The organism is Acinetobacter sp. Q85-2 (assembly GCF_013420555.1).
GTDB lineage: Bacteria > Pseudomonadota > Gammaproteobacteria > Pseudomonadales > Moraxellaceae > Acinetobacter > Acinetobacter indicus.
Genome location: NZ_VOXW01000005.1, coordinates 12834 through 26775, shown reverse-complemented (window position 1 = coordinate 26775; position 13942 = coordinate 12834). Strand labels below are relative to the sequence as shown.

The following is a 13942-nucleotide window of genomic DNA, read 5'->3' as shown; positions in this document are numbered from 1 at the left end:
GACTCCTAGACAATCGGTTGATGTACAGTGACCAGTTTTGAGCCATCTGGAAAAGTCGCTTCAACCTGAACTTCGGCAATCATTTCCGGAATGCCATCCATCACATCTTCACGTTTTAATAACGTGGTGCCGTAATGCATCAGCTCACTGACGCTCATGCCATCACGTGCGCCTTCTAACAACGCGGCAGAAATATAGGCAATCGCCTCGGGATAGTTCAGTTTTAGCCCACGTGCTTTACGGCGTTCGGCCACCAAGCCCGCAGTAAAAATCAGCATTTTGTCTTTTTCAGTGGGATTGAGTTCCATATCTCGTTCCTAAGTTTGTTCTAAAGGGTGTAATGCAAAATGTGTGCTAAAAAATGATATTCCCTCTCCTTTCAGGAGAGGGTTAGGGAGAGGTAATAAACCCAATGTATTTACCCTCCCTCTAGCTCCCTCCCATTGGGAGGGAGAACTTCATTTTATGTCCGCCAAATCCTCGGAAATTCTTCATCTAAATCGAACCAGTCACGGCGCAGCTTGGCACGTATCGCAGCGAAAGCATCATGACACTGGCGTACGTCATCACCCAGATAACGTGCTGTCACCACATCATCCAGCAGGGTTAACGTCACCTTAATATCCATGCGCATAATCAGCTCACGGATTTGATCAATCTGCTGATCTAAATAGAATTTTGAGCGGAATTTTTCTGGCGGCACTGCCCAGAAGCTGGCCATGACTGCATGACCGTTCATTCCCAAACAGGAGCTGAGCCAGCGGTCATTACCACTAAAACTCAAACGGTCAGTGACCAGTAATTTATGCTTCCGGTACAGCTGAAATCGATTTTGATAACTGCCCTCGATAAATGTTTCATGGCGCGCCTGACGGCCCAGTACCAACATATCCCAACCAATAAAACTGGCGGCATCCTCCAAAATAACTCTGGTTTCAGAATTGGCATGTGCACCATTAAAGAGCATGGTTTCTTGTGGTAGCCATTCAAAAATAGAGGCATCTTTAACTGTAATATCAATATGTTGGAAAGCCTGTTTTTGATTGGTCTTGTACCATTTTCCTGCACCCGGCGTGGTCACCAAGGCATGTGCGGCCTGCTCTGCCGACATCTGAAAGGTTAAATGATCACCCCCGGCAATGCCTGCCGGTGGATGCACAATAATGGCGTGGCACACCCCGGTTTTTTCCGGCCACAGCATTTTTTGCACCCGAACAGGACCATGATGCTTACGATGTTCCAATACGGTGCGATTTTCTGCGCCTTTAAAGCCAAGTTCGAGCTGTGCAAACCAATATTGCACCGCAGGCTTCACTTCTGTTGCCACCAGCTGATTCATTTTGCTCAATTTGTATCTTTTTGAAGTCTATGCCCTGGCATTAAGCAATAACTGCACCAATTTCTATCGGCGCAGATTTCGCTTTGGCTGGCTGCCATTTCTTGCTATGGTGCATCTGCATAGGGAATGAAGATGTGAGCAATATGCAAATTCGTGATCAAATTGTTTTAGTGACTGGCGGCGCACGCGGTTTAGGCCTGGCGATTACCCGAACCTTATTGGCGGAAGGGGCGCGTGTAGTGGTAAATTATTTAAACAGTGCCGCTGCTGCCGAGCAACTGGTGCAACAGTATCCTGAGCAGGTCTTTGCCTATCAGGCCGATGTCACTGACAAAGCCCAAGTGCAGGCTCTCTTTGCCGCAGCCAAGGCGCATTTTGGTCAGGCCATTCATAGTGTCATCAACAATGCCTTAATTAACTTTGAGTTTAATGGTGATGCCCGTCCCAAAGTCGAAGATCTGACGCCGGCCATCATGCAGCAACAGTTTGATGGTGCAGTTGTGGCTGCCCTCAATACCACCCAAGCAGCGCTTGAGGATATGAAAACTGCCGGATTTGGCCGTATTGTGAATATTGGTACCAACCTCGTGCAGAATCCGGTGGTGCCTTATCATGACTACACCACCGCCAAAGCCGCACTGTTGGCCTTTACCCGTACTGCAGCGCATGATCTGGGCCAATATGGTATTAACGTGAATATGTTGTCTGGCGGTCTGCTCCAAACCACCGATGCCAGCAAAGCCACGCCAGATGCGGTATTTGATTTAATTGCTGCCTCGACGCCACTACGCCGCGTTACCACCCCAGAAGAATTTGCCGCAGCTATTATGATGTTCCTGTCACCGTATTCGCGTGCAGTCACCGGGCAAAACCTGATTGTTGATGGCGGTCTGGTCAAAGGTTAACTGCAGTTTTGTGTGACTTTTATCACAATAAACTAATTTTTAAGCAGTTAAACCGGTTTGTCATGCTAGAGGTGGGCTGAATTCGCTAGACTATGGTCCATCCTCTCTTCACTATTTTGCTAACATGAAACCCCTGTTTGCTTTGGCCTGCTGTACCCTGCTGAGCGCCTGTATGTTCGGTAACTCCCAAGAATTAAAACGCGCTGAACAATTGCTGGCGCAATTTGAATGCCACAATATTGAAACCGCGCTAATGACACATAGTGCTATTAACAGCTATCACGAACATGCACTGGTTGCCGCCCGGCAAAAAGCCAGTCGTTATGTCGAGCAATATCGGGAAGGTGAACAGCAATCCAGCCTGGCGGTGGATGAAATTGTGCAGCAGCAATATCATCTTTATACCGCAGCCTGCCAATCATTGGGCGGAATTTTTCCCAAAGCAGAACAGCCTTAAATCAAAATCAGATATTTAGAAGTTTGATCACACAAAACAGCCGATCAATCAGAGAGAAGCTTCAACCTCTCGCATCTTGATGTACTGCTAATTTCGATATTGAAAGCATATAAATAAAAAGACAGGCTCGATGCCCTGTCTTCTTTTTTTAACAATGAGTGACTATTCAGCCGGTTCTGCATAGTAACGGGTATCGACACTAAACTGTTCCGGGAATTTGGCGGCAATGCTGGCATAAAACGCCATGATTTCTGCCATGTCTTTTTCCATATCTCCCGATGGATAGACAATTTTACCTACCCCACATTTTTTCTGGGCGTAGTCCATATAGGCCAGTGCAATTGGCACGCCAGCCGTTACCGCCACATGGTAAAAACCGGTTTTCCACTGTTCCTGTTTGGCGCGTGTACCTTCTGGCGTAACCAGCATCACCAGCTTGGGATGCTGCTTGAACAAATCGCTCATCAGCTGCACCATGCTTGGACGCTGCTCACCGGCTGCCTTCGGACGACGGTCAATGCCAATTCCGCCCATTGCACGGACAAAAGGCCCAAACGGAAACTTCATATAACTGTCTTTAATGGTCAGGCGCACATTCACGCCCAAGGCTTTAAGCGCCAAACGTGCATATAGTGCATCCCAGTTACTGGTATGCGGCGCGGCAATCATCACACACTGGTCCAAATCCAGCGGCCAGTGATTGTCAATTTCCCAGCCCATCAACCCCAAGCTCTGTTCTGCCAACTTCTCAAACACAAGCACAATCCACACAATAAAAATTGCGCGAAGTTTAACAACTCAACAGATTTAAAAAAGAGCAGATTGCCGAATATTTAATCAATTAATATATAAATGTATACAATTAGCCAAACCGTCAATCGCCATTCCTGCCAATCTTTCGGGTTTTTCTTAAATAAACCGGATGCCGTAAACTGAAAATAAATACTCACAGAAACCCAACAGGGCAATTTTTACAATCAGGCTATGCTGACCCTATCTGTCCTGTCAGGAGATTGATCGGTGAAAATAAAAATTCTGAGCCTTGCTCTCACGGCGCTGTTACTGGCCGCCTGTGATAACAATAAAACCCCTGAAACCGCCCGCGATGCAGAAACCACCTCGCCTGCCGCAGCCACTGAAATGAGCGCCAATGATACAGCCGCCACCGCACTGGACTGGCCGGGAGAATATAAAGGGGTCTTGCCGTGTAGCGACTGCCAGGGCATTGAAACCGAGCTTGAGCTAAAAATGGATAAAACCTATGAGCTGAGTGAAGAATTCCTGGGCCGTGCCAATGGTCAGGAGTCCAAAATTACCGGTACGTTTGAATTTGACCCGAATGATCCTGCCGTTATTATTCTGGATCAGGCTGCCAATAACCGTAAATTCTTTGTCGGTGAAAACTTTATTGAAGCGCGTGATGTCAATAATGGCGACAATATTGATGCCAGCCAGAATTATCGTCTGCAAAAAGATCTGCAATAAAGCACAAGATCTAGCATCGCTAAAAGTCACCACTTTGGTGGCTTTTCTTGTTTCAAAACGGTTTTTTGCCCGCGATAAAATTTGCTACAAAACAGCGGCTCAATTTAGCCCTCTGCTCTAGGCGAATATGCCCGAAAAGTTTATGTTTAATACCTTATCCAAAGATTGATCTGTTGCCATGTTATCTCGTCCTCTTCTTGCAATTAGCACCTTGTCCTTGTGTTTAAGTGGTTGCGGTGGGCAAGCTGAAAAAAGCAGTACCATGAGCAATGCCCAGGCCCAAACTGAAACCCAACCGCAAGACAGCCTAATGCCTGCTGCTGAAACAGCAGCACCACAGCCGGAGCCGCTGGCCGGTCACTACAAAACCATCCTTGACTGTGATGATTGCCAGCAGCGTATTCTTGAGTTAAAGATTCATCCGGATCAGAGCTACAGCCTGCAAGATACCCGTATCTATGCTCGCCGTCAGCGTAGCCAGAATACACAAGGTCAGGTCAGCTATACCAATGAAGAGACTGCCCAATTAATCAGTACTGATCAACAGATTCAACAATTGCAGCCCACAGCAAACGGGCTGGAACTTGTAGATGCCTCATCCAAACAGCCAGCACTAAAACTGGAACGTGTTGCGACCATTGAAGTCAGCAATGCGCTGAAACATGCCGACATTCAGGCCGAACATATTGATAGCTTAAGCTTTCGCGATATTACCGATACCGTCAAAGCGCATGACTACTATATGCGTATTCATAACCAGTCAGATCAGCCGCTAAAACTGAAAGTCAGCGATATTATTCTGGTCGATCAAAACTATCAGGAATATAACGCGCTGGTTGATGAAAGCTTTTTAGAACCTATTCCGGCCCAGCACACCCGCTACAATAAAATCAGCTTTAATTATCCGGACAATGCGGTGGCGGACTATATTAAGGTGAAATAGCTTTTCTTTTTTCTTTCATTTTCTATTCTGCCGTTTCTTTTTATCTTGCTGTACTGATCTTCTTTTTTCTTTCTTATTTATTCTTTTTATTCAAGCATAAAAAAACCCTGCTTACGCAGGGTTTTCTTTTAAACCATTCAGCGATTACGCGTTGAATTGGTTCATAGTGTTTTTAGCTTCGTCCGCAGCTTTAAGTGCGTTGTCACCAGAGAAGATTTCTTTGTGATCGTCACCGATGTCAGAACCAGCCATTGCTTGGTGTTTAACGCAAGAGATACCACCACGGATTTCTTTACGTTGTACGCCAGCAACATAAGCCAACATACCTTCAGAACCGAAGTAACCTTCTGCAAGCTCATGAGTAGAAAGCGCAGCAGTGTGGTAAGTCGGAAGTGTGATCAAGTGGTGGAACACACCTGCTTCACGAGAAGCATCTGCTTGGAATGTACGAACTTTTTCATCAGCATCAGCTGCTAATTCAGTGTTGTCGTACTCAGCGCTCATTAATTTAGCACGGTCGTAAGCAGAAACGTCTTTACCTTCAGCAACCCAACGGTCGTAAGCTTGTTGACGGAAGTTTAAAGTCCAGTTGAACGATGGAGAGTTGTTATAAACAAGCTTCGCATTTGGCACAACTTCACGTACACGGTTCACCATGTGAGCGATTTCTTCAACGTTAGGCGTTGCAGTTTCGATCCAAAGCAGGTCAGCACCGTTTTGTAAGCTAGTTACACAGTCAAGTACAACGCGGTCAATTTGAGTGCCTTCACGGAACTGGTACAAGCCAGAAGCTAAACGCTTAGGACGGTGTAATTTACCATCACGCTTGATCAGGATTTCGTCTTCTTTCGCTTCAGAGATGTCAATTTCTTGAGTGTCTAAGTAGCTGATGTATTGAGAAGCGATGTCGCCTGGCTCTTTAACCACTGGGATTTTTTGAGTCAAGTCAGCGCCTTCAGAGTCAGTACGTGCAACGATGATACCGTCGTCAAGACCCATTTCCAGGAACGCATAGCGAAGCGCGTGGATTTTCGCGATGAAGTCTTCGTGTGGAACAGTTACTTTACCTGCTTGGTGACCACATTGTTTCGCATCAGAAACCTGGTTTTCGATTTGCAGTGCACAAGCACCCGCTTCGATCATTTTCTTCGCAAGTAAGTAAGTTGCTTCTTCGTTACCGAAACCAGCATCGATGTCGGCAATAATTGGCACAACGTGAGTTTCAAAGTTGTCGATTTGAGCAGTGATTTCAGCTGCTTTAGCAGTATCACCTGCGTCTTGTGCTTTTTTCAGTGCACGGAACAAATCGTTTAATTCTTTTGCGTCAGCTTGACGTAAGAAAGTGTAGATTTCTTCGATCAATGCAGGAACAGAAGTTTTTTCGTGCATAGATTGGTCAGGAAGTGGACCGAATTCTGAACGAAGTGCAGCAACCATCCAGCCAGACAGGTAGATATAACGCTTAGAGGTTGTACCGAAGTATTTTTTGTTCGCAATCATTTTTTGTTGCGCAACGAAACCGTGCCAGCAACCTAATGATTGAGTGTACTTGCTGCTGTCTGCATCGTATTCAGCCATATCACGACGCATAATCGCAGCTGTATATTTAGCAATGTCTAAACCAGTTTTGAAACGGTTTTGCATCTGCATACGCGCAGCATCTTCAGGACTGATGTCTGCCCAAGTGTTACCGAATTTCGCTTTCAATTCGCGGATTGCATCAATCGCTGTTTGGTATGTAGTCATGATATTTTCCTGTATTAATTTTAGGATTTTCTCCAACGAAATGACTAAAATCATACCTCTGGATGTGTTCAGATTTAGAGCACTTCGTCGTGTTGAGTACAGATTAGAGTGAGTTAGAAAATTAATCCAATATCCTCAAAGAATCTTCACTATTTATTTAAAAAATATGTAGATCAAAGTCGTATCCGAAAATTTATATTACAAAACAAATATTTGATTTTTATTAAATAAATTTTATTTCACAATTCAAATAACCGATTAAAAAACACACCATTTGCTTTTTTTATATTCATTATACTTAAGTCGGGTACGGCTTTTTCCGTACAAAATCAAGGCAATATCCGGCTTATTTTTAGCCTGGTAGACCCAACCTGACAGTGAATAGAAGAAGACCATGCTTGTGTTGAGTCGCTCAACTCAAGCATTTCTGCAGGTGGATGCGATGAGGTTTGGATCAACCCGACACGCGCTGATTTAAGCCGCTTAAACCCCGCGCGAATTGGGCCGAAAAACCCGGTAAATATGCAGGAATTGATCCGATCAGGGAACAGGCTTTTTCGGTAATTGTTCTACCCAAGCCTTCAGGCTTATGGCATAATCCAAATAATTTCTTGGGTTTATTTTCGGTATTTTTTTTATGAATCTGGAGCGGGTCGATCTCAACCTACTAATTTACCTGGACGTATTACTTCGCGAAAAAAATGTCACTCGAGCAGCTGAACAATTGGGCGTTACCCAACCCGCCATGAGTAACATTTTACGTCGTCTACGTAACTTGTTTAATGATCCCCTGCTCATCCGTTCATCTGAAGGGATGACCCCGACCGAACGCGCACTTGAATTACAACCGCGTATTCGTGATGCCCTGTCCGATTTATCCATGATTCTGGAACCCCGTACCGAGTTCCGCCCGTATACCTCCAATCGCGTATTCCGGATTATGACTTCAGATTATGCTGAAGCTACCCTAGTGCCGCGTCTGGTTAAAGCCTTGCGTTCTGAAGCGCCAAATGTGGTGCTCGACTTTCTGACCCCAAGTGATGTGTCCTATCGTGACATGGAACAAGGCAAGGTAGACCTAGCCATCAACCGCTTTAATGAAATTCCGCAAAGTTTCCACCAGGTACTGGTCTGGCGTGACAGTTTTTCCTGTCTACTCAATCAGAAACACCCGGCGGCCAGTAACCTGAACCTCAAAAGCTATTTAGATGCACAGCATATCTGGGTCTCTAAAACCGGTATGGGCGTTGGCTTTGGCGTTAATCCTGAAAAACAGGCCGGATTAGGCTGGATTGATCAGGCACTGGAGCGGATTGGTCAAAAACGCAAGATTTCAGTCTTTACCCGTCATTATCAGATGCCGGCACTCTTGGCATCCAATGTGGATCTGGTGGCCACCTTACCGACCCGAATTGCCCGTTTACAGGCCAAAAGCCAGAATCTGCTGATTAAAGACCCGCCGTTTTATATTCCGGAATTTGAATTGAAGATGGCCTGGTGTCCGTTACTGCATCATCATCCGGCGCACCGCTGGTTACGCCAGCTGATTTTATATGTGGCCCGTCAAATGATTGAAGAAGAAAACCGTGAGTTTTTAATGAATAACTCACAATTTTCTCAATTTTGACAAAAAACGCTCATAAATCTCTCTTTTTAAAGCTTATACTAAGATGAACATGAGTAGTGCCCGGTGCACTACTCGATGTTTTTGACGTTAAAAATATTCAGAATAAAAATCCGCAGGTGGATTCGTGAGCCTCTTCCAGAACATTGTTATTATTTTCATACTGATTGCAGGAGCAGGTTTTTTATCACTGACCGAGATCGCTCTGGCCGGTGCGCGTAAGGTCAAATTAAAAATTCTGGCTGAAGCCGGAGATGAACGTGCGCAAAAAGTGCTGGATTTACAGGAAAACTCGGCAGACTTTTTTGCCGCCTCGCAAATTGGCTTGAATGCGATTGCCATTTTAGGCGGTATTTTAGGTGAAGGTGCTTTTCGCCCGTATTTCTACGATTTTGTCACCCGCTTCTATACCGGACCGTGGGCCGAAACCCTTAGCTTTGCGCTGTCTTTTACCTTGGTCACCTCTTTATTTATTCTGTTTGCCGACCTGATGCCGAAACGCCTGGCCATGATTGCACCAGAGAAAATTTCCATTTCCGTGATCAATCCGGTGCAGGTGTTTATTACCGTCTGCAAACCACTGGCCTGGTTTATTAATGCCATCGCCAATATGCTGTTCCGGCTATTTAAGGTCAATACCATCCGCGATGACAATATTACCTTTGATGATATTTCCGCAGTGATGGATGCCGGCGCCCAAGCGGGTGTGTTGCAAAAACAGGAACATCACTTTATTGAAAACGTGTTTGAACTGGAAGAACGTAATGTCCCGTCCAGCATGACCACGCGTGAAAATGTGGTGTACTTTACCCTAAATGAAGCCGAAGACAGCATTCGCCAGAAACTGGCCGAATTTCCCTATTCCAAATTTCTGGTCTGTAATGAAAATATTGATCAGGTGATTGGCTATGTTGATGCCAAAGATATTCTGGTACGGATTCTAAATAACCAGAAAATCAACCAGCTGAATGAATCAACCATTCGTAATGTACTCACCATTCCCGATACCCTGACCCTGTCTGAAGTGCTGGACCGCTTCCGCTCGACCAAAGAAAAATTTGCGGTGGTGATTAATGAGTACGCACTTGTGGTCGGCGTCATTACCTTGTCCGATATTATGATTACCGTAATGGGCGACTGGGTAACCCCTATTGAAGAAGAACAGCAGATTATTAAACGTGATAATAATTCATGGCTGATTGACGGCAGTACCCCAATTGAAGACATGAAACATGCACTTGAAATTGAAGAAATGCCCGATGAAGAAAACTATGAAACTCTGGCCGGTTTTATGATGTATCAGCTGCGTAAAATTCCGCGTCCAGCCGATACCGTGTTATATGGCGGTTATAAATTTGAAGTGGTCGATGTCGATCATTTTAAAATTGACCAGCTGTTGGTGACACGTTTACTGGAAAATAACCAGCCGCCGGAACAGGAATAATCCATCTTCCTCCAATCAAGAGCGATAAAAAAACCTTCTAGACTCTAGAAGGTTTTTTTCATGCAGCAATTCACTTAAAACTGACGCAGCAATTCATCCAGCACCGCCTGATAGTGAATGGCAATATCATCTTCCAGAATTTTATAGGCGCTGTCGAACTGCACCATTGGCCAACCTTCTTTCCAGAACGGGAAAATATTGTGCAGGTCATGGGTCACAATCGCATCTTCACGGACAATAGCTTGTGCAATTTGTGCCAGTACCTGGGCGGTTTCTGCGCCATCAATGGCCAGATAATCAATCTGACGGGCTTTTAAAATACGAATCCGGTCTTTTTTATAGCGGATTTTTTTGGCTTGTGCTTCATTCAAGCTCAATGCCAGCGTCACCGCTTCAACAAATTTTTCCTCAAAAGATTGATGCAATGCCACCAAGGCCTGTTTATGCGCTTCCTGACGTCCCACTTTTCCGCCTTTGCGGATAATCTCTTTGGCTTCGCTATTGAGCACATCATTCTTCATACTCTGAAGGATGTCTATAATTTCAATATCGCTTAAAGATTCAGGAGACTGGTCAATCATGAAATAGCCTTGGGCAAAAAGTAAAACGCTATTTTCGCATAATTTCACTTAAAGCTCGACAGATTCCGTAGCAATTATGGCAGGAATAAGAGGCCAGTCTTAATGGTCATCAAAACTCAAATGTACACCCACAATACGAATTAATGCAGATAATGGCTAAGGCTCTGCTCCAGCTCGGTTTGTAAATGCAGCGGCGCTACAATTTTGATATAGGGAATCCAGTAGCGTACCAGCGGATAAAGCTGAATATGATGGCGAATCTGGCAGGAAATCAACAGGCTGCCACACGGCTTTTCTTCCAGAATCTGCTGCTTTGGAAACAGCCGGCGCTGTTTAAAATACAGCGCGGCATCTGCCGCAACCGATAAATGCACTTCCTGCTGTTCATGACCAAACCAGATACCTTCTTCATCTTCCAACTGTTGCAGAATAGCCGGATCATGCTCAAACGGGTCCAGTTCATAACTGAGTTCAATCTGCTCAATCAGGCTCAGGCGATACACTTTTAAAGTGTCCGAATGCACCGCAGCCAGATACCAGTTACCATGATGATGAATCAGGCGATAAGGCTGCACCCGACGGGACTTGTTTTTATAGACAAAGCCAATGTACTGACGCTGCTGAATGGCTTGGGTCAGGGTTTTAAAATGTTCGGCATATTGGCTACTGTCTTCATAATCATAACCTTTGGCGGAAAACACCAGATTGGCACGATGATCCATCAGCTCACGTAGGAACGAAATATCCAGCGAGGGATAAAGATCGCTAATGCCCGACAACTGGGCAAAGTTCTGGATATCCTGAAGTTTAAACCGTCCCAAATAGGAAGCATCAAGATAGTATTTTTTGCTGCGTTTGTCCTGCAATAAAGGTAGATAGGCATTCAGCCGATCAAAGTCACGTTCAATGGTGCGGGTGCTGACTTTAAATTCCTGGGCCAGTTCCGGAATACTCAGCTGATGCCCTACATTGAGTTTGGTTAAAATACTGACCAGCCGTTCGGCCAGTCGTTCATGTGTTGAAGTAACACACTTCATGATACCCTCATGGTGCTGTTTTAAGGCACTGTTTTTTCTATCAATTAAACAACCGTAAATTAAAATTTATTAAATAAAAAATCATATAAATAATTAGACCAAAACTTTAAATACATTTACGTTAAAAGTAAATCAAAATACGTATCACAAGACTGCATTCAGCTTAGACTTAAGGCTTATTCTGATCCAGGCGATCCACATAACGCTCTAAATGCAGCATGGCACTATACACCCGGTGGATATCTGCCAGACCTATTTTTTGACGGATAATAGCCCGATGAATGCGCCTTAAAGCACGTATATTCTGGGTGGTGGTATATGCTGTAGATGAAATTCTCATGATTCTGCCCTCTGTCTCTTCATTGAAATATCCAGTTTATTTTTATGATGTCTGTTTCGTATGTGGGCTAATGTACAACACAGTTTCGACAGGTTGTGTCAAATACATCACATATATTTTAATTTTTAGTAAAGCTTGTACAGTTTAAGTAATAAACATCAATGTACTAACTTGAAATAAGCATAAAAAAGACCGGCTATAGCCGGTCTTTTTTAGATGCCGAATTAAATAATTTCTACCACAACCTTGCCAATATGATCACCGGTATCCATGGCCGCATGCGCTTCCTGGATCTGATCAAATTTAAAGGTTTTAAAAATCATCGGCAGACATTCACCTTTGCTCAATAATGGCCACACTGTGTCTTGCAAGCCTTGGGCAATTTCAGCTTTTTCTGCAGTATTACGCGCACGCATGGTCGAACCGGTAATGGTCAGGCGCTTCATCATAATCGGGCCAAGTTTCACATCTTTGGCTTTGGCACCGCCCAAGAACGCGATATAAACCAGACGACCATCACGGCGTAACAGGTTCAGGTTACGTTCCAGATAAGGTGCGCCAACGATATCTAAAATAACATCGACGCCGCCATTGTCAGTCTGTTCATTAATCACCTGCTCAAAATCTTGTGTCTTGTAGTTAATGGCGGTGGTCAGGTGTGAAATAGCCGCAACTTTTTCATCTGAACCGACAGTCGCAAAGGTTTTCATGCCCAGCGCATTACATAACATCAGCGCTGTGGTACCAATACCGCTGCTACCCCCATGGACCAGTACTGTTTCGCCAGCCTTGGCTTGCCCCATCTGGAACACGTTGGCCCATACGGTAAAGAAGGTTTCCGGAATAGCCGCAGCTTGTACAAAACTCAAGCCTTCAGGAATGGTCAGGGTCTGGCTTTCCGGAACCACGCAGTATTCTGCATAGCCACCGCCATTGGTCAGGCCACAAACTTTATCGCCGACTTTAAATTTGCTGACCTCTTCGCCTACCGCTACCACTTCACCGGCCACTTCCAGCCCCGGCACAGGCGTTACCCCTTTCGGCATTGGATAGAGGCCTTGGCGCTGCAAGATATCCGGGCGGTTTAAACCAAAGGCATGAACCTTAACCAGCACCTCATTGGCTGCTGGTGTCGGAATAGCCACACTTTCATAGGCCAGTTTTTCCGGGCCGCCTGGTTCTGTAATAATGACCTGCTGCATCGTCGCTTGTGACATGGATTTTCCTTAATTGTTCAGTGCAAGTTTCTGTACTCTATTTGAACATAGAAAAATGACGGAATGAAGCCAAGCCGGACTTATGTATAATGAGATGTATATTTCGCAGATTGATAACTCAGGTGAGCCATGGCCAAGGTCATCGACTATAACGAAAATAATTACAGTGAATTTGAATGGTTTGATGGCTTTGCCGTGATCCGCTTTTATGCAGACTGGTGTGCACCCTGCGTACAGAATTTTCCGGTGTTTGCCGAACTGGCCGGCTATTATGCCCACCATCAGCCAGAGATTAAATTTGGCAAGATCAATGTCGATCAATCTCCCATTCTCACCCTGCGTTATCATGTCTATGGATTACCTTCGACCCTGATTTTCAAGCAGGGACAGATCATCCACAGAATTGCAGGGGTCAAAAGTCTGACAGAGATGAAATCTATTCTGGCCTTAATCCTCAATGATTCTTATGAATGATTATCCATATAAAACTAAATCCAACAAAAATATTTCCTTTAGCTCGCTATCTAAAATACGGAGCCTTTAATTAACTACACCCTTTATATTCCTTTACCATTCGATCACTCACATCTTCCGGATAACATAGCGGTGCATATCCGCCTACACGATTATAAGCACTACGCTTACCACAACGACTACCATTACTTGCAGTATTGTAAGGACACGGACAATTTCCCGGATAATTCTCAATCGACTGCTGGATTATTTTCTGCTTGATTGCTTCAATGCTTTGGCTGCTCTGTTTGGCTTCAGCTCCAAAAGCCACACACAAGCCAGCCAGCAATATTAATTTTTTCATATATCCC

Annotated in this window: 16 protein-coding genes; 7 read left to right on the top strand and 9 right to left on the bottom strand. The window is 44.8% G+C overall.

Going from position 1 to position 13942, the window contains the following annotated elements:
- Nucleotides 1-5: 5 nt before the first annotated feature.
- Together ureA and FTT68_RS03610 are read right to left on the bottom strand one after the other, a co-directional pair.
- Nucleotides 6-308 (bottom strand): urease subunit gamma, encoded by a 303-nt coding sequence (gene ureA, locus FTT68_RS03615; RefSeq protein ID WP_045796076.1) that lies wholly within the window; start codon nt 306-308, stop codon nt 6-8.
- Nucleotides 309-463: 155 nt separating this feature from the next.
- Nucleotides 464-1339 carry an urease accessory protein UreD gene (locus tag FTT68_RS03610; RefSeq protein WP_180056583.1) on the bottom strand — a complete coding sequence of 292 codons (876 nt, stop codon included), beginning with the start codon at nt 1337-1339 and terminating at the stop codon, nt 464-466.
- 143 nt (nt 1340-1482) lie between these two features.
- Between FTT68_RS03610 and FTT68_RS03605 the strand changes: the two genes are divergently transcribed.
- Complete coding sequence (locus FTT68_RS03605) at nt 1483-2244, top strand: 3-oxoacyl-ACP reductase (RefSeq protein WP_168370105.1); 762 nt, start codon at nt 1483-1485, stop codon at nt 2242-2244.
- Nucleotides 2245-2368: 124 nt separating this feature from the next.
- Nucleotides 2369-2701 carry a hypothetical protein gene (locus FTT68_RS03600; RefSeq protein ID WP_104488721.1) on the top strand — a complete coding sequence of 111 codons (333 nt, stop codon included), beginning with the start codon at nt 2369-2371 and terminating at the stop codon, nt 2699-2701.
- Nucleotides 2702-2863: 162 nt separating this feature from the next.
- On the opposite strand, the gene FTT68_RS03595 is transcribed toward FTT68_RS03600, so the two are convergent.
- Nucleotides 2864-3457 (bottom strand): 1-acyl-sn-glycerol-3-phosphate acyltransferase, encoded by a 594-nt coding sequence (locus FTT68_RS03595; protein WP_127800579.1) that lies wholly within the window; start codon nt 3455-3457, stop codon nt 2864-2866.
- Nucleotides 3458-3721: 264 nt separating this feature from the next.
- Between FTT68_RS03595 and FTT68_RS03590 the strand changes: the two genes are divergently transcribed.
- Nucleotides 3722-4186 carry a copper resistance protein NlpE gene (locus FTT68_RS03590; RefSeq protein ID WP_180056476.1) on the top strand — a complete coding sequence of 155 codons (465 nt, stop codon included), beginning with the start codon at nt 3722-3724 and terminating at the stop codon, nt 4184-4186.
- Between the two features lie 178 nt (nt 4187-4364).
- Entirely contained in the window at nt 4365-5129 is a 765-nt protein-coding gene (locus FTT68_RS03585; protein ID WP_180056474.1) for a copper resistance protein NlpE N-terminal domain-containing protein, read from the top strand.
- Between the two features lie 144 nt (nt 5130-5273).
- Here the strand turns inward: FTT68_RS03585 and FTT68_RS03580 are convergent, their stop codons facing one another.
- Nucleotides 5274-6875, bottom strand: a complete 1602-nt coding sequence (locus FTT68_RS03580; RefSeq protein ID WP_180056472.1) for an isocitrate lyase — start codon at nt 6873-6875, stop codon at nt 5274-5276.
- A 637-nt stretch (nt 6876-7512) separates the two neighbouring features.
- Between FTT68_RS03580 and FTT68_RS03575 the strand changes: the two genes are divergently transcribed.
- Together FTT68_RS03575 and FTT68_RS03570 are read left to right on the top strand one after the other, a co-directional pair.
- Nucleotides 7513-8502: a LysR family transcriptional regulator gene (locus FTT68_RS03575; protein WP_075167072.1), complete on the top strand. Its 990-nt coding sequence runs from the start codon at nt 7513-7515 to the stop codon at nt 8500-8502.
- A gap of 124 nt (nt 8503-8626) precedes the next feature.
- Entirely contained in the window at nt 8627-9943 is a 1317-nt protein-coding gene (locus tag FTT68_RS03570) for a hemolysin family protein (protein ID WP_005179329.1), read from the top strand.
- 74 nt (nt 9944-10017) lie between these two features.
- Here the strand turns inward: FTT68_RS03570 and FTT68_RS03565 are convergent, their stop codons facing one another.
- The 4 genes from FTT68_RS03565 to FTT68_RS03550 all read right to left on the bottom strand — a co-directional run bounded on the left by FTT68_RS03565 (nt 10018) and on the right by FTT68_RS03550 (nt 13118).
- Nucleotides 10018-10524 carry a hypothetical protein gene (locus FTT68_RS03565; RefSeq protein WP_016659280.1) on the bottom strand — a complete coding sequence of 169 codons (507 nt, stop codon included), beginning with the start codon at nt 10522-10524 and terminating at the stop codon, nt 10018-10020.
- A gap of 140 nt (nt 10525-10664) precedes the next feature.
- Nucleotides 10665-11561, bottom strand: a complete 897-nt coding sequence (locus FTT68_RS03560) for a YafY family protein (RefSeq protein ID WP_168406690.1) — start codon at nt 11559-11561, stop codon at nt 10665-10667.
- A 169-nt stretch (nt 11562-11730) separates the two neighbouring features.
- Nucleotides 11731-11901 carry a hypothetical protein gene (locus tag FTT68_RS03555; protein ID WP_005179332.1) on the bottom strand — a complete coding sequence of 57 codons (171 nt, stop codon included), beginning with the start codon at nt 11899-11901 and terminating at the stop codon, nt 11731-11733.
- Between the two features lie 224 nt (nt 11902-12125).
- A complete protein-coding gene (locus FTT68_RS03550) occupies nt 12126-13118 on the bottom strand; it encodes an NAD(P)H-quinone oxidoreductase (RefSeq protein ID WP_152342454.1) in 993 nt (330 codons plus the stop codon).
- A gap of 129 nt (nt 13119-13247) precedes the next feature.
- On the opposite strand from FTT68_RS03550, the gene FTT68_RS03545 reads away from it, so the two are divergent.
- On the top strand, nt 13248-13592 hold the full coding sequence (locus FTT68_RS03545) for a co-chaperone YbbN (RefSeq protein WP_168414411.1): 345 nt from the start codon (nt 13248-13250) through the stop codon (nt 13590-13592).
- A gap of 70 nt (nt 13593-13662) precedes the next feature.
- Here the strand turns inward: FTT68_RS03545 and FTT68_RS03540 are convergent, their stop codons facing one another.
- Nucleotides 13663-13935 carry a hypothetical protein gene (locus FTT68_RS03540; RefSeq protein ID WP_005179342.1) on the bottom strand — a complete coding sequence of 91 codons (273 nt, stop codon included), beginning with the start codon at nt 13933-13935 and terminating at the stop codon, nt 13663-13665.
- Nucleotides 13936-13942 lie beyond the last annotated feature (7 nt).